This is a genomic window from Kitasatospora sp. NPDC001119, from assembly GCF_053598475.1.
This window is the reverse complement of the sequence record NZ_JBSFKI010000008.1, coordinates 36,539-54,827: the sequence shown is the minus strand read 5'-3', so window position 1 is coordinate 54,827 and position 18,289 is coordinate 36,539. Positions and strand designations below refer to the sequence as shown.

Annotated in this window: 16 protein-coding genes; 12 read left to right on the top strand and 4 right to left on the bottom strand. The window is 75.0% G+C overall.

Going from position 1 to position 18,289, the window contains the following annotated elements; genetic code table 11:
• The first annotated feature begins 7 nt into the window (after window positions 1-7).
• On the top strand, window positions 8-922 hold the full coding sequence (locus tag ACWDD9_RS12135) for an ATP-grasp domain-containing protein (RefSeq protein WP_449811530.1): 915 nt from the start codon (window positions 8-10) through the stop codon (window positions 920-922).
• 141 nt (window positions 923-1,063) lie between these two features.
• Here the strand turns inward: ACWDD9_RS12135 and ACWDD9_RS12130 are convergent, their stop codons facing one another.
• Window positions 1,064-2,398, bottom strand: a complete 1,335-nt coding sequence (locus ACWDD9_RS12130) for an NAD(P)/FAD-dependent oxidoreductase (RefSeq protein ID WP_049654604.1) — start codon at window positions 2,396-2,398, stop codon at window positions 1,064-1,066.
• Window positions 2,399-2,871: 473 nt separating this feature from the next.
• On the opposite strand from ACWDD9_RS12130, the gene ACWDD9_RS12125 reads away from it, so the two are divergent.
• From ACWDD9_RS12125 to ACWDD9_RS12110, 4 genes are all read left to right on the top strand, one after another.
• Window positions 2,872-4,035: a magnesium and cobalt transport protein CorA gene (locus ACWDD9_RS12125; protein WP_049654602.1), complete on the top strand. Its 1,164-nt coding sequence runs from the start codon at window positions 2,872-2,874 to the stop codon at window positions 4,033-4,035.
• Between the two features lie 426 nt (window positions 4,036-4,461).
• On the top strand, window positions 4,462-5,322 hold the full coding sequence (locus ACWDD9_RS12120) for an SDR family NAD(P)-dependent oxidoreductase (protein ID WP_449811529.1): 861 nt from the start codon (window positions 4,462-4,464) through the stop codon (window positions 5,320-5,322).
• Window positions 5,323-5,658: 336 nt separating this feature from the next.
• Window positions 5,659-7,224 (top strand): hypothetical protein, encoded by a 1,566-nt coding sequence (locus ACWDD9_RS12115; RefSeq protein ID WP_449811528.1) that lies wholly within the window; start codon window positions 5,659-5,661, stop codon window positions 7,222-7,224.
• A gap of 133 nt (window positions 7,225-7,357) precedes the next feature.
• Window positions 7,358-7,519, top strand: coding sequence for a hypothetical protein (locus ACWDD9_RS12110; protein WP_158077757.1), 162 nt, complete (start codon window positions 7,358-7,360; stop codon window positions 7,517-7,519).
• Between the two features lie 19 nt (window positions 7,520-7,538).
• Here ACWDD9_RS12110 and ACWDD9_RS12105 read toward each other — a convergent pair whose 3' ends face one another.
• Window positions 7,539-7,895, bottom strand: coding sequence for a hypothetical protein (locus ACWDD9_RS12105; RefSeq protein ID WP_449811527.1), 357 nt, complete (start codon window positions 7,893-7,895; stop codon window positions 7,539-7,541).
• A gap of 123 nt (window positions 7,896-8,018) precedes the next feature.
• Here ACWDD9_RS12105 and ACWDD9_RS12100 point away from each other — a divergent pair, with 123 nt between their 5' ends.
• From ACWDD9_RS12100 to ACWDD9_RS12085, 4 genes are all read left to right on the top strand, one after another.
• Window positions 8,019-8,615, top strand: coding sequence for a helix-turn-helix domain-containing protein (locus ACWDD9_RS12100; RefSeq protein WP_049654612.1), 597 nt, complete (start codon window positions 8,019-8,021; stop codon window positions 8,613-8,615).
• 62 nt (window positions 8,616-8,677) lie between these two features.
• Window positions 8,678-9,691 carry a signal peptidase I gene (lepB, locus tag ACWDD9_RS12095; protein WP_380737771.1) on the top strand — a complete coding sequence of 338 codons (1,014 nt, stop codon included), beginning with the start codon at window positions 8,678-8,680 and terminating at the stop codon, window positions 9,689-9,691.
• A gap of 210 nt (window positions 9,692-9,901) precedes the next feature.
• Window positions 9,902-10,123: a hypothetical protein gene (locus ACWDD9_RS12090; RefSeq protein WP_375873829.1), complete on the top strand. Its 222-nt coding sequence runs from the start codon at window positions 9,902-9,904 to the stop codon at window positions 10,121-10,123.
• A gap of 95 nt (window positions 10,124-10,218) precedes the next feature.
• Entirely contained in the window at window positions 10,219-10,878 is a 660-nt protein-coding gene (locus ACWDD9_RS12085) for a double zinc ribbon domain-containing protein (RefSeq protein WP_375873830.1), read from the top strand.
• A gap of 96 nt (window positions 10,879-10,974) precedes the next feature.
• On the opposite strand, the gene ACWDD9_RS12080 is transcribed toward ACWDD9_RS12085, so the two are convergent.
• A complete protein-coding gene (locus ACWDD9_RS12080; protein WP_449811526.1) occupies window positions 10,975-12,660 on the bottom strand; it encodes an LCP family protein in 1,686 nt (561 codons plus the stop codon).
• 248 nt (window positions 12,661-12,908) lie between these two features.
• Between ACWDD9_RS12080 and ACWDD9_RS12075 the strand changes: the two genes are divergently transcribed.
• Both ACWDD9_RS12075 and ACWDD9_RS12070 read left to right on the top strand, forming a co-directional pair.
• Entirely contained in the window at window positions 12,909-13,292 is a 384-nt protein-coding gene (locus ACWDD9_RS12075) for a hypothetical protein (RefSeq protein WP_049659163.1), read from the top strand.
• 214 nt (window positions 13,293-13,506) lie between these two features.
• Window positions 13,507-14,715 carry a trans-sulfuration enzyme family protein gene (locus tag ACWDD9_RS12070; protein ID WP_449811525.1) on the top strand — a complete coding sequence of 403 codons (1,209 nt, stop codon included), beginning with the start codon at window positions 13,507-13,509 and terminating at the stop codon, window positions 14,713-14,715.
• An 89-nt stretch (window positions 14,716-14,804) separates the two neighbouring features.
• On the opposite strand, the gene ACWDD9_RS12065 is transcribed toward ACWDD9_RS12070, so the two are convergent.
• Window positions 14,805-16,577, bottom strand: a complete 1,773-nt coding sequence (locus ACWDD9_RS12065; RefSeq protein ID WP_449811524.1) for a SpoIIE family protein phosphatase — start codon at window positions 16,575-16,577, stop codon at window positions 14,805-14,807.
• Between the two features lie 321 nt (window positions 16,578-16,898).
• Here ACWDD9_RS12065 and ACWDD9_RS12060 point away from each other — a divergent pair, with 321 nt between their 5' ends.
• Entirely contained in the window at window positions 16,899-18,122 is a 1,224-nt protein-coding gene (locus tag ACWDD9_RS12060) for an ROK family protein (RefSeq protein ID WP_449811523.1), read from the top strand.
• The last annotated feature ends 167 nt before the right edge of the window (window positions 18,123-18,289 follow it).

Genomic DNA, 18,289 nt, shown 5'->3' with positions numbered 1-18,289 from the left:
TGTCCGCATGCCCCGACGCGATCTCGTACTCCTGACCGATCACAGCTCGACCGAAGGCAGTCGGCAGGTGCTCGCCGCCGCCGCTCGGACGCTGACCGGCCGGGAACCCGTACAGCTGGACGCCCGGCACTTCCTGACCGGCGGCAGCGGCCTGATCGAGGCCGACGACGCGGGCGGGTTCCGACTGGAGGCGGGCGGCCGGACGGTGACCGCCGAGACGGTGATCGTCTACGAGATCCCGCCGCACCGGCGCCGCGCGTTCGAGGACTTCCAGCGGCGGCTGCGCGGAGTCGGCGCCCGCTCGCTCGGCACCGACGCCCAGGCGTGGCGGGCGGCTACCGAGAAGGACCTCACCGTCGCCCGCTTCGTCCGGGACGGCGTGCCGCACATGCCCAGCATCGCGCTCCGCGAGCCGAGCCCGGAGGCCGCCGCCGAGGCCTTCGCGGAACTCGGCGGCGACGTCTGGGCCCGGCCCTGCGTCGGGATGGGCGGCGACGATGTCTTCCACGTCACGACCCGCGCCCAGCTGGACGCCGCCGCGCGGCACTACGCGCGGGCGCCCTGGCTGCTCGCCCGTGACGCCCGCAACATCCTCCCGGACGGGCGCCGCCACCAGTACCGGGTGGTGGTGCTGCACGGGCGCGTGGTCCGGGTGGTCGAGCACGTCCAGGCGGACCCGGACGCGCCCTGCAATGAGGGCCGGGGGGCCGTCTCCACTGTGCTCGACTACGCCGAACTGCCGGACGGGCTCGCGGAGTCGGCCGTCGCGGCGGCCGCCTCCCTGGGGCTCGACCTGGCCGGGGTGGACCTCGCCGCCGAGAGCGGCGGCGTGGTCTTCGAGGTCAACGTCCACCCCGCCTTCGGCCTGCGCGGCCTGGAGCAGGTGGCGCTGCCGTACGTCGCCGCGCACCTCGGCGCGTAGCGCTCCGGAGCGCTACGCACCTCGGGATGCAGCGCTCCGGAGCGCCGCGCCGGCGCCGCGCCCCCTCACGCCCGGAGCGCCGCGCCGGCGCCGCGCCCCCAAGCCCGGAGCGCCGCGCCGGCCCCTCGTCCCCGTGCCCCCTCAGGCCCGCAGGACCGCCGCGAGCACCGACGGCCGGAACAGCAGCGACGGCGGCTCCACCAGCGACATCACCTCGTGGAACGCCGCGGTGACAGCCGGGTCCCGGGTGCTGGCGGCCAGCACCTTGTCGAAGAACCGGTGCTGGAGCCCGACCAGGGCCCCGGAGGGCGCGCCGGCGGTGGCGCGGAAGCGGGCGTCCTCGGCGCAGGAGATCATCCACGGCACCGCGGAGGCCGCGGCGACGGCGCGCCGCGCGGCCCGGGCCGCGGCGTGCCCGATGCCGCCGTGCCGCTTCGCGGAGCGGCGCAGCTCCCGGGCGCAGAACAGGGCGACGGTGACGCCCTGGCCGTACACCGGGTTGAAGGTGCTCGCGGCGTCGCCGACCACCACCAGCCCGTCCGGGCCGCCGCGCTCGTAGTGCCGGCGCACGCCCGGGCCGGGGAGGAACCCCCGGACCTCGCCCGCCGGTTCGGCGCCCTGCAGCACCTCGTGCAGGAGGGGGTCGCGCAGCTGCCCCAGGTGCTCGGTGAACCCCTCCGGGCCGGCCGCCGGTTCGGCGCCGCGCATCCCGGCGAGGCTGACGATCCAGCGGTCGCCCTCGACCGGCAGCAGGACGCCCATCCGCTGCGCGTCCGGGGCCTTGGTCTGGAGGTAGACCGCCTGGTCGCCGAGGTCGGACCCGGCCGGGCGGTGGAAGATCCGGGAGGCGTACGCGACGCCCGCGTCCACCCGCTCCTCGGGCACCGGCGGGCAGCCCAGTTCGGCCAGCCACTTCGGCACCGAGGTCGAGCGCCCGGCCGCGTCCACCACCAACTCGGCCGGTATCTCCCGGACCTCGCCGCGCTCCGGGCCGCGCTCGCGGACCTTCACCCCGGTCACCGCCGTCGCCGAGCCGAGCAGCCCGACCACGTCCGTCCCCTCCAGGAACTCGATCGCGGGGTGGGCGCGGACCCGGTCCAGCACGAACGCGTCGAGCAGCGGCCGGGTGCAGGAGAGGAAGGCCATCTGCGCCGGGTACTCGGCCAGCCACCCCGCGGAGCACAGCCACCTGACGTCCGAGGCGGCCACCCGCTGCGCGCCCGCGTCCATCAGCTGCTGCTTGATGCCGGGCATCATCTCGTCCAGCAGCCGGTGCCCGGCCTCCAGCATCAGGTGGGCGTGCCGGCCCTGCGGCACCCCGGCCCGGAACTCCGTCCCCGCGGGGTACCGGTCGCGCTCCACCACGACGATCCGCTCGGCGATCCCGCGCAGCGCCCAGGCGGCCGCCAGCCCCGCGAGTCCGCCGCCGACCACCACCGCCGTACCCCGCCCCGGGGCCTTCTTCGAAGAAGTCATGACACGTAGCGTAGTGGCGTGGTCGCCGATTCGTGACGGCTTCGCTGTGGACGAACAACCCTGCCCGGCGGGGTCGTTGAGAGGGAGCGGGGCCGGCGCCGGGTGGTCCGTGGAACACCGGTGCGGGCGGTGGACGCGTGCCCGGCCCGGGGCCCTGGTCGGAGGCCGGGGCGTACGGGTACTAGACTCGGCGGGGTTGTGCTGGCGCCCCTCCCGGTGCGTGAGCGCGCGGAGCCGAGGAGGTGAGAGCCGTGGAGTGCAGTAGTACGGGTCGAAGTCGGCCCCGCCCCCGGTTGTCCCGCACCACTCGCAGCCCCCGGCACACCTCCTCCCGTACGGCTCCCGCGCGGCACTGACCTCGTCCTCCCGGCGAGGCGCCGCCGGTCGCGCCGTGCGCGTGGCGGCCGGCCGGGCGCCTCCGGTCCGCCGTGTTCCCGTACGGCGGCCGGGCATCCCCCGTGGAGGTCTCCGCCATGTCCGACTGGCGTGTGCGCGCCGTGCGCGCGAGCAAGCGTCCGTTCTCCCGTTCCGTCGTCCGGCCCTCGGACACCCAGCCGGCGCCCGAGCACTCGATGGACCCGCGCCCCGACCAGCCCGTCGAACCGGTGACGCTGGAGCGTTCCGTCGTGGACGCGGCGGTCTACCGCGACGGCCGCCGGATAGACGCGCCCACCGACCTCGCCGACATCTACCGCACGCTGCCCGACCGGCCCGGCACGATGGCCTGGATCGGCCTGTTCCGCCCCGCCGAGGCGCAGCTGCTGGAGGCCGCCGACCGGTTCGACCTGCACGAGCTGGCCGTCGAGGACGCCATCGTCGCCCACCAGCGGCCGAAGCTGGAGCGCTACGGCGACACCCTGTTCGTCGTGCTGCGCGCCGCCCGCTACCTGGACGAGGCGGAGGAGGTCGACTTCGGTGAGATCCACCTCTTCGTCGGTCCCGACTTCGTGCTCACCGTCCGGCACTCCCAGGCCCCGGACCTGTCGGCGGTGCGCCGCCGTCTGGAGGACGACCCGGAGCTGCTGGCGCTCGGCCCCGAGGCGGTGCTGTACGCGGTGCTGGACGCCGTGGTGGACGGCTACGCGCCGGTGATCGCCGGCCTCCAGCACGACATCGACGAGATCGAGACCGAGGTGTTCGGGGGCGACCCGCAGGTCTCCCGCCGCATCTACGAGCTGTCCCGCGAGGTGATCGAGTTCCAGCGGGCCACCCGCCCGCTGCTGGAGATCATGAAGAGCCTGGAGGCGGGCTTCGGCAAGTACGGCACCGACGAGGAGCTCCAGCGCTACCTGCGCGACGTCGCCGACCACGCCACCTACGCCGCCGAGCGGGTGGACGGCTTCCGGCAGATGCTCCAGAACATCCTGACCGTCAACGCGACGCTGGTCTCGCAGCGGCAGAACGAGGAGATGAAGCAGCTCGCCGAGGCGGGGCACGTGCAGAACGACGAGATCAAGAAGATCTCCTCCTGGGCGGCCATCCTCTTCGCGCCGACCCTGATCGGCACGGTGTACGGGATGAACTTCGAGACGATGCCGGAGCTCCAGTGGGCCTTCGGCTACCCGTTCGCGATCGGGCTGATGGCACTGGTGTGCACCGGGCTGTACCTGGTGTTCAAGAAGCGGAACTGGCTGTAGGCCGGCGCTCCGGGCGTCCTGGGCCCCAGGGGCGGTGACCGCGCGGCGGGGCCGCGTCAGGGATTCGTCAGGGCGTCGGCGCGGCGCTTGCCCGGGTGGGGGAGCGTCGGTTGGATGAGGAGCATGAACCGCCCGGTACGCCATCACGACCGTCCGCCGCATAGGCGGCCGACGGTCCGCGCTGCCGTGGTCGTCATCGCCGTGCGCTGATCCGCGCCTCCCCGCCGGAGGGCACGGTGCGCGCCGTACCCCGTCCCGGCGCCGTCGCGGCGCGGGCGGGGGCGGGCGCGCGCGGGCCTCGTCCGGGGGGCCGTCGCGATCCGTAGAAGGCGCTCGGCGTTCCTCTTCTCCTCATTCCATCGGGCCAGTTGAGCCCGCACCCCGGTCCGGTCAGGGCCGGCGGTGCCACGCACCCTGGGAACGGTCATGTCCGACTCCGTCCTGTCCATCTCCGCCGTGTCCGAAATGTCCGGCGCCGCGTTGTCCGGCCGCACCGCCCTGGTCACCGGGGCCTCCTCCGGGATCGGCTGGGAGACCGCCCGGCTGCTCGCCGGGCTGGGCGCGACCGTGCTGGTGCACGCCAGGACCGCCGACGAGGCCGAGGCGGCCGTCGGGCGCCTGGTCGCCGCAGGTGCCCGGCGGGACCAACTCGTCGAACTGGCTGCCGACTTCACCCACCTCGCGGAGATAGCGGTACTGGCCGGCACGGTCGTCAAGCATTACCCGGCGCTGGACCTGCTGGTGAACAACGCCGCGGCGATGGCTCCCGAGCGCTGCACTCTCACCGAGGACGGCAACGAGGTCTCGCTCCAGGTCAACTTCCTGGCCGCGCACCTGCTGGCGCGGCTGCTGCGGGCGCCGCTCTCGGCGGCCGGCGACGCCCGGATCGTCAACGTCTCCTCCTCGCTGCACCGCACCGCCTCGATGAACTGGGCGGACCCGCACCGGACGAAGCGGTACTCGCGGGTCGCCGCGTACGCCCAGTCGCAGCTCGCGCTCACCATGGCGACCGCCGAGATGGCGCCGGCCGGCTCCGGCATCACCGCCGTCAGCCTCAACCCGGGCCAGTGCGCCACCGCGCTGCTGCCGCTGTACGGGCGTACGGGCGCGCCGGCCGCGGAGGGGGCGGCGGCCGTGGTCCGGCTCTGCCTGCCGGGCGTGGCGGTCGCCAACGGCGCCTACTACGACGGCGGTTCGGTCGCGCAGACGGCGCTGGTCGCCCAGGAGGAGCGTTCGTTGAAGCGGCTGGCGAGGCTTGCCGACCAGCTGGTCGGCCGGGCGGCCTGAACCGGGCCGACCCGACGTCCACGAGGAGAACCGCCGTGTCCGAGCGCGCCCGTAAGAAGAGGGCCCGTCGGAAGAAGAACGCGAATCGCGGCGGCAGGGCCGGCCAGGGCTGAGCCGCCCGGCCCTCGCCGGAGGGTGACGGCTGCCGGGCACCGGGAGGGCGCGCCAAGAGCGCGTCAAGAACGGTGCCCGGCGGCGTCAAGGAGGTGTCAGGGAGCACCTCGTCGCCGGTGACGCGGCACTAGCGTCGCGCGGCGGAAGTGGAGAAACGGTTCTGTGCTTTGGTTCCGGCCGGGGCATCGGCAGACCGTGCGACGGGGGAAGGGATGGGTGGTCATGACGACCTCCATGGAGCACCGGGCGAGCGCCCCGCAGGGGGACGACCCTGCCGAGGAGGGCCGCGCCGGGGAAGGCCGGGGCCGGGAGGAACGGGCCGAGGAGGGCCGAGCCGGGAAGGCGCCGGGCGCCCCGACCCGCCTGGGCCGGGCCGTCCGCAGGACGGGCAGCCGGGCCTACTGGACCACCCCGCGCCTGGTCCGCGGCCTCACCGCACTGAGCCTGGCCGCCCTGCTCGCCCTCGGCGCCACCGCCACCGCCGTGCTCGGCGGAGCCCGCGACGGCACCGACACCATCGGCCACCGGGCCGCCCCGCAGGCCACCCGCGCCGCCGACCTCTACTTCGCGCTCAGCGACATGGACGCCCAGGCCGCCAACCTGCTGCTGGTCGGCGCCGACCCCGACTACACCGCGCTGCGCCGGCAGACCCTGGACGCCTACGAGCAGCGCCGCGCCCAGGCCGACGACGACCTCCAGCAGGCCGCCCAGGCCGCCGCCGACGATCCGGCCGGGCAGCGCGCCGTCCAGCTGGTGCTCGGCCGACTGGGCGGCTACGAGGCCCTGGTGGCCCAGGCCCGGCTGCTGGAGGAGCAGGCCAAGGCACCGGCCGGACAGCCCTCCCCGGCCGCCCTGGACACCTACCGGCAGGCCACCGACCTGCTGCGCCAACAGCTGCTGCCCGCCGCCGACCAGGTCACCGCCGCCAACGAGGCCACCGTCGAGCAGGTGTACTCCGGGCAGCGCCGGGCGCTCGGCGGCGGCTGGTGGTGGCTGCTCGCCGTCGGCCTGCTCGCGCTGGCCGCGCTGCTGGGCCTCCAGCGCGCCCTCGCCGTGCGCTACCGGCGGGTCCTCAGCCCGGCGTTGGCCGCCGTCACCGTGCTGACCGGCGTGGCGCTGGTGACCGCGCTCGCCCTGGCGGGCCGTGCGGACGACCGCCTGGTGACGGCCAAGAGCAACGCCTACGACTCGGTGATCGCGCTCAGCCGGGCCCGCGCCGTGGCGTACGACATGAACGCCGACGAGAGCCGCTACCTCACCGACCCGAGCCGCGCCGCCGCCTACGAGCAGGGCTTCCTCGACAAGGCGCAGGCGATCGTCCGCCTCGACGGGGCGGCACTGCCGGACTACGGCGCCCGGCTGGCCGACGCCGCCGCCCGGCACCGCGCGGACCGCACGGCGGTCCCCTTCGGCGGCTACCTGGGGAGCGAGCTGCACAACATCACCTTCGCGGGCGAGCAGGACGCCGCTGAGCGGGTGCTGGACGCCTTCCAGCAGTACCAGCGGACCGACCGCGGGATCCGCGAGCTGCGCGACGCCGGGAGGCTGAAGGAGGCGGTCACGCTCAACACCGGGCTGTCGAAGGGCCAGTCCGACTACGACTTCGGGCAGTTGGGCACCGCGATCGGGGACACCATCGCGATCAACGCGGGTGCGATGGACCGGGCGGTCGCCGCGACCGACGACGACCTCGACGGCACCACGGCGGCGCTGGCCGGCGGGGCGCTGCTGCTGGCGCTCGGCCTCACCGCGTTCGGGGTGCGGGCCAGGCTGCGCGAGTACCGGTAGCGGGCCGCGCTTCCCACCCCCGTTGCTCACCGTTGCTCACTGCTCGGTGACAACTCGGCCTCGGTCCAAGGACGTTCGGTGCCGGTGCGGGGCCGGCGGGGGAGTCTCCCCGGCGACGGGGGAGGAGGCCCGGATGCGGGCGATCGCGGGGATGATGACGGCGGCCGTGGCGGCCGGGCTGCTGTTGGGCGGGGCGGTGGGCCTGGTGCTGTTCGTCGTCACGGACTGGTCCGAGCCGATCGTGCGGTCGCTGTACGAGCAGGGGCCGTTCTTCTGGTTCCTCGGCACGCCGTAGCTGTTCGGACCCGTGGGCCTCAGCCGGGCAGCAGCCGCTGGTACTCGGCCTCCGGGTCCAGTTGGCGCCGGTACTCGACGTGCAGCCGGACGGTGCCGTCCGCTCCGGCCAGGCGGTCGAGCGGGCCCTGCCAGGCCGGCAGCGGGCGGGGCCGCGGCCACTGCTGGGCGAGGACGGCCAGCGGGGTGCCGTCGGCGGCGCGCACCACCCAGGTGGCGAGGCCGCCCCCGATCAGCGGGAGCCGGGGCCGGGGGAGCCCGAGGGCGGTGAGCGCCGCCGGGGCGTCCAGGCCGTCGGGGAGCGTGGCGGTCCCGGCGTGCGGGGCGTCGGCGTCGTCGCCGGCCGCGACGCTGTCCCGGGTGAGGTGGATGCGCATGACGCGAGGATAGGCGTCGGGGCCGTGGACGCGCCCCGGGGCGTGACCCGCAGGGGTGGCGGAGGGGTCCTCACCCGTGTGCCGGATTGACAAGGGTCCTTGCCGTACCGGCAAATGGCAGGCATGGCCGACGAAGAGTTCGAGAACGTCCTCACCACGGTGGGCCCGCGGCTGCGGGCGCTGCGCAGGGAGCGCGGCACCACGCTCGCCAAACTGGCGGCCGCCACCGGCATTTCGCTCAGCACGCTGTCCCGGCTGGAGTCCGGGCAGCGCAAGCCGACGCTGGAGCTGCTGCTGCCGCTGGCCCGGGAGTACCGGGTTCCGCTGGACGAACTGGTCGGCGCCCCGGCCACCGGAGACCCGCGGATCCACCCGCGCCCGGTGACCAGGAACGGCCAGACCATCGTCCCGCTCACCCGCCACCTGGGAGGCCTGCACGCCTACAAGCACATCGTGCCGCCCGGCCGGAACGCCGGGCCGGACCTGGAGCTGAAGGTCCACGAGGGGTACGAGTGGCTGTACGTGCTGTCCGGTCGGCTGCGGCTGGTGCTCGGCACCCACGACCTGGTGCTGGCGGCCGGTGAGGCCGCCGAGTTCGACACCCGCACCCCGCACGCCTTCGGCAACGCGGGCCCGCAGCCGGTGGAGTTCCTCAGCCTGTTCGGTCCGCAGGGCGAGCGCATCCACGTCAGGGCGCGCCCGGGAACCTCTGTTCGGTAGGTTCGTTCCTGACAGGGGGTCTTCCTACCGGCTCCCGCCAGGCCGTCGGAGGGGCCGAGGAAATGACTGTGCAGCAGAGCGCGGAGTCCGGCGAGAGCGGCGGAGCCGCGGAGCGCGAGGGGGCCGGGGACGGCCGGGCGGGGGCGGAGGCGGGTACGGGCACCGCGGTGGCGGAGGGGGCGGACGCGGTGAACGCGGGCGCCGACGCTCCCGGGAAGGCCGACGAGGAGGCCGAGCGCCCCCGGAAGAAGCGCCCGTTCTGGCAGGAGCTGCCGATCCTGCTGGTGATCGCGCTGCTGCTCTCGCTCGGCATCAAGACCTTCTTCGTGCAGGCCTTCTCCATCCCCTCCGGCTCGATGGAGCAGACCCTCGCGATCGGCGACCGGGTGCTGGTCGACAAGTTCACCCCGTGGTTCGGCGCCAAGCCCGAGCGCGGCGAGGTGGTGGTGTTCCGCGATCCGGGCGGCTGGCTGGAGGGCACGCCGGCGAGCTCCGGCGACTCCGTCATGGGCAGTGTCCAGAAGGTGCTCAGCACCGTCGGCCTGATGCCCTCGGCGGACGAGAAGGACCTGATCAAGCGGGTGATCGCGGTCGGCGGGGACACCGTCGACTGCGAGGCGGGCGCGCCGCTGAGGGTGAACGGCGTCGCGCTGGACGAGCCGTACCTGTTCCCCGGTGCGACGCCCTGCGACAACGACCCGGTGGGCACCGTCACCGTGCCCAAGGGCAAGCTGTGGGTGATGGGCGACCACCGCAACAACTCGCGGGACTCCCGCTGGCACCACAACGAGACCGGCGACGGCTTCGTGCCGGTGGACAACGTGGTCGGCCGGGCCTTCGTGGTCGCCTGGCCGCTGTCCGACTGGTCCACCCTGCCGGTCCCGGACACCTTCGACAAGGTGCCGGCCGGGGCGGCGGGCGCGGCCGGCGCGCCGTTCGAGGCGCCGCCGGCGCCGGAGGCCGCCGCGCTGGCCGGGATCGTGCCGCTGGCCCTGTGGCAGCGGCGGCGGTCGGCGCGCAGGTCGTCGGCGCGCACGCCGTCGGTGCAGGAGTCCTCGATGCGGAAGGACCGCTGAGGCCGGCTCGCCCCGGCACCCCGACCCGGCCGGGTCGATCGTCTTCGACGGAACTCCTCCCGCTGACCTCTACACGCCTGTAGAGTTCAGGAGGTGAGCTGCACCCCGGCCGTCGGCCGCCCCCGAGCGGGGCGTCCGGCGGCCGGGTCCGGGTCGGGAGACGGAGCCGTGATGGAGAGTCAGTGCAGTCCCGTGGGCGCCGGAGGTCCGGTGGGAACGGAACCGGCGGACCGGGACGTCCAGTGGGTCTACCAGCCGGTCGAGGTGGACCTCGGGGGCGGTGCCTGGGCGCTCGGCCGGATCAGCGGGTGGTGGCAGGACGCGGCCGGGCAGCGCTGGTGCCGGCTGCGGATCGGCCGCAGCGGGCAGCCCGCGCGCTGGCAGCCGTTCGATCCGGCACGGGTGCTGCTGCTGCCGGCCACCGGGCTCTGATCGGGGACGGTCGAACGTTGTTGGCGGAACCGTTCGATGGGCCCTATCGTCCCTGGGAGCGACCGCTGACAGGCCATTGAGCGACCGGGGACGACGTGAGTTCGGAGATCTACTTCAGCAGCAACTACCGCGACATGTGCGAGCAGCACGGCACCGGCGCGGGCTTCCAGTTCGAGTTCTACTGCTACCGCTGCTCGGACACCTGGCGTTCGACGTTCGAACCGTTCCGGACCGGCCAGATGGCCGGCTGGATAGGCAAGGGCGTCAGTGCGGCCTGGAACCTGATCGGCGGCAACGCCAACACCATCAGCAACGCCGCCGACGGGCTGGCCGGGCAGACCTGGGGCACCTCGCGGGACGCCGCGTTCCAGCGGGCCATCACCAACGCCCAGTCCCACTTCAACCGTTGCGCCCGGTGCACCCAATACACCTGCGGGCGCTGCTTCGACCCGGCCCAGGGCCTGTGCCACAACTGCGCCCCGGACACCGCGGCCGAGGCGGTGGCGGCGCAGCACCGCGGTCTCAACGACGCGGTCACCGAGCGCGCGTTCAAGGCCGGGCAGCAGTCCGGGGCCGGGTACGACGTCAACACGCCGCGGCAGCTGGTCTGCCCGCAGTGCCACACCGAGACCCACGGCACGCCGTTCTGCCCGGGCTGCGGCTTCCGGCTGGCGCAGCCCGTCCAGTGCACGGGCTGCCGCCAGGACGTCCCGGACGGCGCCGCGTTCTGTCCGTCCTGCGGGACGAGGCGCTGACACCCCTCGGACGCACGACGGCGGGGCGCTCCCGGGGCGATGATCCGGGGGCGCCCCGCCGTCGTACGGGGGGACCGCTGTGCGAGCGGGCCGGGCTCAGCCGTACGAGAGGTTGGCGCAGGGGTCGTCGTCGGCCGAGCGGGCGGCGCCGCTGATGCTGGTGGGCAGCGGGGCCGGTGCGGTGGCGGCGCCGCCGGGGGCCGGCGTGGCGGGGCCCGCCGGGTTGGCGGCGGCGAAGTCGTGGCCGAGGACGACGCTGACGCCCCGGCCGCCGGGCTGCACGGTCGCGCCGGGGAAGAGCTTGGCGACCGACTCGGCGGCGGTGCGCTCGCCGGTGCCGTACTCGACGACGGTGGTGCTGCGCGGCTTGCCGACCGCGTTGCCGACGCCGGTGACGGTGTAGCCGGCGCCCTTGACGGTCTCCGCGGCCCGGCCGCCGAGCCCGGTCTCGCCGGTGCTGTTGAGCACGGAGACCTTCACCTCGGCGGCCTTGGCGTCCGGGGCGGCCGTCGGGGCCGGAGCGGCCGCGGGGGTGGTGGCGGGATCCGCGGCGGGGGAGGCGGAGCCGGCTTCGGCCGGGGCGCTCGCGTCCTGGCCGTCGATGGTGCGGTCGGCCTTGAGCGCGGCCCACAGCTGGTCCACGTCCGGGTGGACCAGGGCGACCCGCGGGCCCTCGTAACGCCACGGCACGGTCAGGAACTTGATGTCGTGCAGGTCCACGTCCTTGAGTTCCATGGCGAAGGAGAGCAGCTTGGCGGCGGAGCCGAGGCCGGGGTCGACGGTCAGCGACTTCGTGGCCGCGTCGGCGAGCGGCAGCAGCGTGGTCGGGTCCATGCCGTGGGACTTCACCTCCTTGATGAGGGAGGAGAGGAAGGCCTGCTGGCGCTTGGTGCGGCCGATGTCGGAGCCGTCGCCGATGCCGTGCCGCACCCGGACGTAGTCCAGCGCGCTCTGGCCCTCGACCTTCTGCTTGCCCTTGGCGAAGAGCAGCTTCCCCTTGCGGCCGAGGTTGGGGTTGAGGTCCCCCTCGTGGATGTCGTTCGGCAGGCAGACCTCGACGCCGCCGACCGCCTTGGTCATCGACGCGAAGCCGTTGAAGTCCACCACGATGGTGTGGTCGACGCGCAGGTTGGTGAGCTTCTCGACGGCGTTCTGGGTGCAGGCCGGGTTGCCCTGGTCGCTGTCGCCGACCGAGAAGGCGCTGTTGAACATCACATTGGTCTGTTCCTTGGTCCACTTGCCGTTGGGGAGCTTGCACGGCGGGATGGTGACCAGGGAGTCACGGGGGATGGAGATGCCGACGGCGTGCTTGTGGTCGGCGTAGACGTGCAGCAGGATCGCGGTGTCCGAGCGGGCGCCGCCGTCCCCGCCGCCGCCCAGGTCGCTGTTGCCGTTGCCGCGGCTGTCCGAGCCGATCATCAGCACGTTGACCGGGGTGCGGCCCTGGGAGTCCGGGGCCGCGGCCTCCGGGCGGTCCTTGCTGAGGGCGTCGCCGTCGAAGGTGCTGATGTTGCTGTTGAGCCGGTAGTAGAGGGCGGCGCCGCCGAGGACGGCGAGGGCGGTGCAGCCGGCGGTCGCCCAGAGCACCTTCTCCTTGGTGCTGCGCTTGGGCTTCTTCTTCGCCCGGCCTGCCGCGCGGCCCTCCGCCGGGCCCTCCGCTATGTCCGAGCTGTCCGGGTTCTGACCGGTTCCGGTCCGGTCGGCCCTCCGGCCGGTGCTCCGGCGCCCGCCCGCCCGGTGCGGCGAATTCTCGGCTCCGGGGGAACCCTTGCGGCCAGACACGTCGTCATCCTCCACAGTTGCCACGCGCCCCCCGTCGAAGCGGCGGGTTCGCGTGGCCGGGGGCCGGAGCCGATCCGGGCAGGGCCCGTCGCTAAACTTTTACACCGCTGTAGAACTTCAGTGGAGCATACTAGGCGCGGATGGGAAAACCAGCTGGTCAGACCATGAGAAATTGGTCAGATCGGCGGGGTCCGCGCTGCTCCGGAACCGCTTTGAGGAGCACGATGACTAGTCGGATCATACGTTCGATGGCTGGCGCCCTGGTGGCCCTGCTGGCCGCCACCGGCCTCACCGCCGTGGCATCGGGCGCGGCGGCGGTGGCCGCACCCCGAACCGTCGCGGCCGCCGCCGCGAACCCGGGGGCGGCCGTGGGGGCCTCCGCCGCGGACGCCGGTACGGAGGTCCGTACCGGGGCGAGCGCCGCCTCCGGTGCCTCCGTCACCACGGTCGCCTCCGGCGCCTCCACCGCCGAGGCCGCGAACCTCGCCAAGGAGGAGAAGAAGAAGTCGGGCTTCTTCGCCAAGCTGGGCAAGTTCCTGCTGGTCGTGGTGATCCTGATCATCCTGTTCGTGGTGCTGCTGATCGTCGGGATCGTCTACGCGGCCAAGCGGATCTTCAGCCGCCGCAAGTAGCCGCAAGTAGCCGCGAGGCGTCGGGAGTCTCTCGCCGCCGCCGGGAGCCACCCGCCGTGGTCGGCAGCCACCCGTCGTAGAGGGGAACCACCCGCCGCCGCGACCCGGGCGTCGCCACCGCCTCCGGGCGGTGGGCCGGAACGACCGCCCGGGCAGGCCACTCGACGGCGATTGGCCATGGCCCGGGCGCCGGGACCGCCCGAGGATGAACGCCATGAGCGACCACCACTCCCACGAGGCCCCCGACGAGCTGCGCCCCGAGAGCCGGGTCGTCCACCCGCCGCTCACCGAGGTCACCGGCAGCCGTCCGCTGGGCGTCCCGCTGCACCAGGGCCACCTGTTCGCCTTCGACACCGGCGACGCGCTCGCCGGAGCCCACGGGGGACCGGACGGCGCCTTCTTCTACAACCGCTTCGGCAACCCCACCGTCCGCTCGCTGGAGCAGGCCGTCGCCGGACTCGAGGGCGGCACCGGAGCCCTCGCCACCGCCTCCGGCATGGGGGCGATCAACACCGCGCTGCTCGCCCTGCTGCGCGCCGGCGACCACGTGATCGCCCAGCGCAGCCTGTACGGCGGCACCGTCGGCGCGCTGACCGACCTCACCGAGCGCTGGGGCGTCGAGGTCGGCTACGTGAACGGCGACGACCCGGCCGGAGTGGCGGCCGCACTGCGCCCCAACACCCGGGTGCTGTTCCTGGAGAGCGTCTCCAACCCCACCACCCGGGTCACCGACCTGCCCGGGCTGATCGCCGTCGCCAAGCGGGCCGGGGTGGTGAGCGTGGTGGACAACACCTTCGCGACCCCGCTGCTGTGCCGCCCGATCGAGCACGGCGCGGACATCGTGATCCACTCCGTGACCAAGTACCTCGGCGGACACTCGGACGTCCTCGGCGGGATCGCCGTCTTCGCCGACCCGGCGCTGCACCACCGGGTCTGGCGGCGCTCGCTCGAACTCGGCGCCGCCGCCGACCCGTTCGCCGCCTGGCTGACCCTGCGCGGGATGCAGACCCTCGCCCTGCGGGTCCGCCGCCAGTGCGAGACCGCGCTCGACCTGGCCGGCCGGCTCGCCGCCCACCCCGCGGTCACCGCCGTCCACTACCCGGGGCTGCCCACCCACCCCGACCACGACCTCGCCCGCCGCCTGCTGCCCGACGGCCACGGCGGAGTCCTGGCCTTCGACCTGGCCGGCGGCCGGGAAGCGGCCGCGACGTTCACCGAGTCCGTCCGGCTCGCCTCACTGGCCCCGTCGCTGGGCGACGTGCACACCCTGGTGCTGCACCCCGCCAGCACCTCCCACCGGCAGCTGTCGGACGAGGAGTTGGCGGCGGCGGGCATCGGCCCGGGGACGGTGCGGGTGTCGGTGGGCATCGAGCACCCCGAGGACATCTGGGCGGACGTCCGGCGGGCGCTGGCGAAGGTGTGAGCGGAGGTGCGGGGGCGGGGGGAGATGTGGGCCGAGGGGCCGTCAGGGCCGGGCGGCTGTCGCGGTGAGGACCGGCGCGCGGCGGCCCGTCAGCGCTGCCGGGGGCGCGCCACCAGCAGGGCGATGTCGTCCTCGGCGGCGGCCGGGGGCGGGGCGAGGGAGTGGAGGACGGCGTCGAGCAGCTCGTCGAGGTTCCCGGTGGCGGGCAGGCGCAGGGCCGCGAGCCGCTCCAGGGAGGCGTCGATGTCCTCGTCCCGCCGCTCGACCAGGCCGTCGGTGTAGAGCAGCAGGGTCTGGCCCGGCAGGAGCGGGTGGGCGGTCTGCTCGTAGCCGCCGAGGCCGGTGCCGAGCGGCGGCCCGGTGGGGACGCGCAGCAGCTCGGTCGGACGGCCGGGGGCGATCAGGGCGGGCGGCAGGTGGCCCGCGCTGGAGAGGGTCCAGCGGCCCCGGCCCGGGTCGGCGAGGGCCAGCAGGCAGGTCGCCGGGCGGGCGGAGTCGTCGGCGGAGATGACGTTGTCGAGCTGGCGCAGGATCCGGTGCGGGGGCAGGTCCATCCCGGCGAGGTCGCGCAGCGCGGAGCGGTAATGGCTCATGTCGACGGCGGCCTCGACGCCGTGCCCCATGACGTCGCCCATCGCCAGCAGGGTGCGCCCGAACGGCAGGCGGACCGTCTCGAACCAGTCGCCGCCGACCACCGAGGAGCTCCCGGACGGAAGGTACCGGGAGGCGAGGGAGAGGTTCTGGTGGGGGTTGCCGGGCTCGCTCAGCAGCGCCCGCTGGAGCTCCAGGGCGATGCCCTGGGACCGGGCGAAGCTGCGGGCGTTGTCGAGGGCGGTGGCGGCGCGGGCGGCGAGATCTCCGAGCAGGGCGGCCTCGTCGGGGGTGAAGGCCGGGCCGGCGGCGGTGCGGCCGAGGGTGAGCAGCCCGATCAGGCGGCCCCGGGCGGCCAGCGGGAGGACCAGCAGTGAGGCGGTCCCGGCCGGGCAGGAGTCCTCGGGCCCGGGCTCGGTGAGCACGGCGACGCCGCCCGCCAGGCTGCGCGCGGCGGCCGAGCCCTCCCGGTGGCGGATCGATTCGCCGGGCCGGGGCAGCTCGGCGAGGGCGTCGGCCAGCGCGGGTACGGCCCGGGCACCGACGCGGTGCAGCCGCTGGGACGCGCCGTGGCCGACCCGGGCCGGCTCGACCGCGGGCGGCAGCACGTCCACGGTGGCGAGATCGGCGAGCCGGGGGACGGCGAAGGCGGCGAGCTCGGTGCCGGTGGTGCCGACGTCGAGGGTGGTGCCGATCCGTTCGGTGGCGGCGTCCAGCAGGGCGAGCCGGGCGCGGGCCCGCTCCAGCTCGCGCAGCTGCTCGCGGGCCGGGTCGGGGTCGTCCAGCACGACGACGATCACGCCGGTGGTCCGCCCGGAGTGCCGCAGGGCCCGATAGCGCACCCGCAGGCCGGGCGGTACGGGGGCGCCCGCGCCGTCCGGCCCGCCGGTGGCGTGCTCGCGGGCGAGCCCGTCGGCGAGGACCCGGCGCAGGATGCCGAGGGCCCCGGCGAAGGCGGTGGTCCCGGCGGCGCGGCCGAGCAGGTCGGCGCGGCGCAGCCCGGTGGCGGTGGTGAAGGCCGCGTTCAGGTACTGCCAGCGCAGCCGCTCGTCGAGCAGCGCGACGCCGACCGGGGCGGCGGCGAGGACCTCGCGGAGCCGCTCCGGATCGTCGCCCGGGCCCTCGCCGCCGGCGCTGCCACCGCCGGCGCTGTCACCACTGGTGAAGGCGCCGAGCCGTGCGGCGAGGGCCGCCGCGGTCGCCGCCAGGGACCGGGAGTCCGGTGACGCGGGCCGCGGCCCCTCTGCTCGGTTGCCGTGCCGGAAGTGCATACGCCCATGATCACGCGCCCGGGCGCGGCACGCCCACAAGTGGGTGAAACGTTGACCGGTCGGAGACGGTGCTGTAACGGGGTGCGGCCGGCTCCGCGCGGAGCCGGCGGCGAGGCCGTGGGGGAGTGGGGAGGTGGTGGGTAGGCGTGGGTGGGACCGGGGGATACGGCAGGCGAACACCGGATGATCACCGGTCATACTTGGGCGGCGGCGCCCGCCCCGGACGCCGCGGCCCGGGCCGGGCCCACCCGGCCGTACCGGCCCGGACGTACGACCCGGCCGTACCGACCCGCGCCCGAAGATCCAGACCGGAGGAACCCGATGAGCCCCCACCAGCCGACCAGTCGCCCGGCGGCCGGGGCCCCCGGGGTGCCGTGGAACCGGCAGCGGCTGCGCAGCAACAACGAGTGGCTGCTGCTGGAGCTGCTGCGCACCGGCGGCGGCTCCACGCGCGCCCAGCTGGCCCGGGACACCGGTCTGTCCAAGCCGACCGTCTCGGCCGCGCTGGCCGAGCTGGAGCGGGCCGGACTGGTCCGGGAGGCCGGGCGGCTGGCCCCCGAGCGCGGCCGCACCGCCGTGCTGTACGAGGTCGACCCGACGGCCGGGCACGTGCTCGGCGTGGACATCGGCCGGGCCCGGCTGCGGGTGGCGGTGGCGGACCTGGCCGGCACGGTGGTCGCCCGCCGGGACGTGGCCAACCGGGGCCGCTCGGCGAACGCCGTCGCCGACGCCGTGGTCGCCGCCGCGCACGAGGCGATCGCCGAGGCGGACCTGGCGGCCGGGGACATCGTGCACGCCGTGATCGGCACCCCGGGGGTGTGGGACGAGCAGCGGCGCGGGGTGCGCTACGCCAACAGCCTGCCGGGCTGGGACAGGCCGGGACTGTTCGACCGGATAGGCGAGGGCCTGGGGACGGCCGTCTCGGTGGCCAACGACGCCAACCTGGCGGCGCTCGGCGAGTACACCCTGGGCGCCGGGCGGGGCAGCCGGATGTTCGCCTACCTGTTGGTCGGCACCGGGCTCGGGCTGGGCGTGGTGAAGGACGGCGAACTGCTGCTCGGCGCACATGGCGGGCTGGGCGAGATCGGCCTGGTGCCGCTGTCCGGGCGGCCCGGCGAGCCGCCCGCGACCATCGAGCAGGACGCCGCCGCGGACGCCGTGGTGCGCGCCGCCCGGGACTTCGGGCTGGACGGGGAGTCCGCGGCGCGGCAGCTGACGGCGAAGCAGGTCTTCGAGCGGGCCCGGGCCGGGGAGCCCGCGGCGGTCCGGGCGGTGGAGCGGGAGGCCGAGCGGCTCGCCTACGCGGTGGCCGTGCTCTCGGCCGTCCTGGACCCGGACCTGGTGGTGCTGGGCGGCGGGATCGGCAGTAGCGCGGACCTGCTCCTGGAGCCGCTGGAGCGGGCCCTGCACGGGCTCGCCCCGATGCGGCCGACGCTCGCGCCGAGCCTCCTGGGGGAGGAGGCGGTGCTCCTCGGCGCGGTCTCCACGGCGTTGGAGACCGCCCGCCCCGCGGTGTTCGAGCGCCGGACGGCGGGGCTGCGCTGACGGCGGGGCCGCGCTGACGGCCGGTCTGGTCGGACGGTCGAACAGGGCGGGAGCGGCCGGTGGGCGGCCGGTCGGCGGACGCGATTCGGGCGGGGTTCGGGCGGGGTGGCGACGGTCGGTGACCGGAAGGTCTCGATCTGCCAACGAGTGGGGATTCGGTGGACGGT

What these genes read in the sequence shown, in the direction of transcription:
- ACWDD9_RS12075 (WP_049659163.1), top strand. Translation starts at nt 12,909, where the DNA reads ATGGCTGGCGCCCTGGTGGCCCTGCTGGCCGCCACCGGCCTCACCGCC.
- ACWDD9_RS12070 (WP_449811525.1), top strand. Translation starts at nt 13,507, where the DNA reads ATGAGCGACCACCACTCCCACGAGGCCCCCGACGAGCTGCGCCCCGAG.
- lepB (WP_380737771.1), top strand. Translation starts at nt 8,678, where the DNA reads ATGACTGTGCAGCAGAGCGCGGAGTCCGGCGAGAGCGGCGGAGCCGCG.
- ACWDD9_RS12125 (WP_049654602.1), top strand. Translation starts at nt 2,872, where the DNA reads ATGTCCGACTGGCGTGTGCGCGCCGTGCGCGCGAGCAAGCGTCCGTTC.
- ACWDD9_RS12105 (WP_449811527.1), bottom strand. Translation starts at nt 7,895, where the DNA reads ATGCGCATCCACCTCACCCGGGACAGCGTCGCGGCCGGCGACGACGCC.
- ACWDD9_RS12130 (WP_049654604.1), bottom strand. Translation starts at nt 2,398, where the DNA reads ATGACTTCTTCGAAGAAGGCCCCGGGGCGGGGTACGGCGGTGGTGGTC.
- ACWDD9_RS12065 (WP_449811524.1), bottom strand. Translation starts at nt 16,577, where the DNA reads ATGCACTTCCGGCACGGCAACCGAGCAGAGGGGCCGCGGCCCGCGTCA.
- ACWDD9_RS12115 (WP_449811528.1), top strand. Translation starts at nt 5,659, where the DNA reads ATGACGACCTCCATGGAGCACCGGGCGAGCGCCCCGCAGGGGGACGAC.
- ACWDD9_RS12120 (WP_449811529.1), top strand. Translation starts at nt 4,462, where the DNA reads ATGTCCGACTCCGTCCTGTCCATCTCCGCCGTGTCCGAAATGTCCGGC.
- ACWDD9_RS12135 (WP_449811530.1), top strand. Translation starts at nt 8, where the DNA reads ATGCCCCGACGCGATCTCGTACTCCTGACCGATCACAGCTCGACCGAA.
- ACWDD9_RS12100 (WP_049654612.1), top strand. Translation starts at nt 8,019, where the DNA reads ATGGCCGACGAAGAGTTCGAGAACGTCCTCACCACGGTGGGCCCGCGG.
- ACWDD9_RS12060 (WP_449811523.1), top strand. Translation starts at nt 16,899, where the DNA reads ATGAGCCCCCACCAGCCGACCAGTCGCCCGGCGGCCGGGGCCCCCGGG.
- ACWDD9_RS12110 (WP_158077757.1), top strand. Translation starts at nt 7,358, where the DNA reads ATGCGGGCGATCGCGGGGATGATGACGGCGGCCGTGGCGGCCGGGCTG.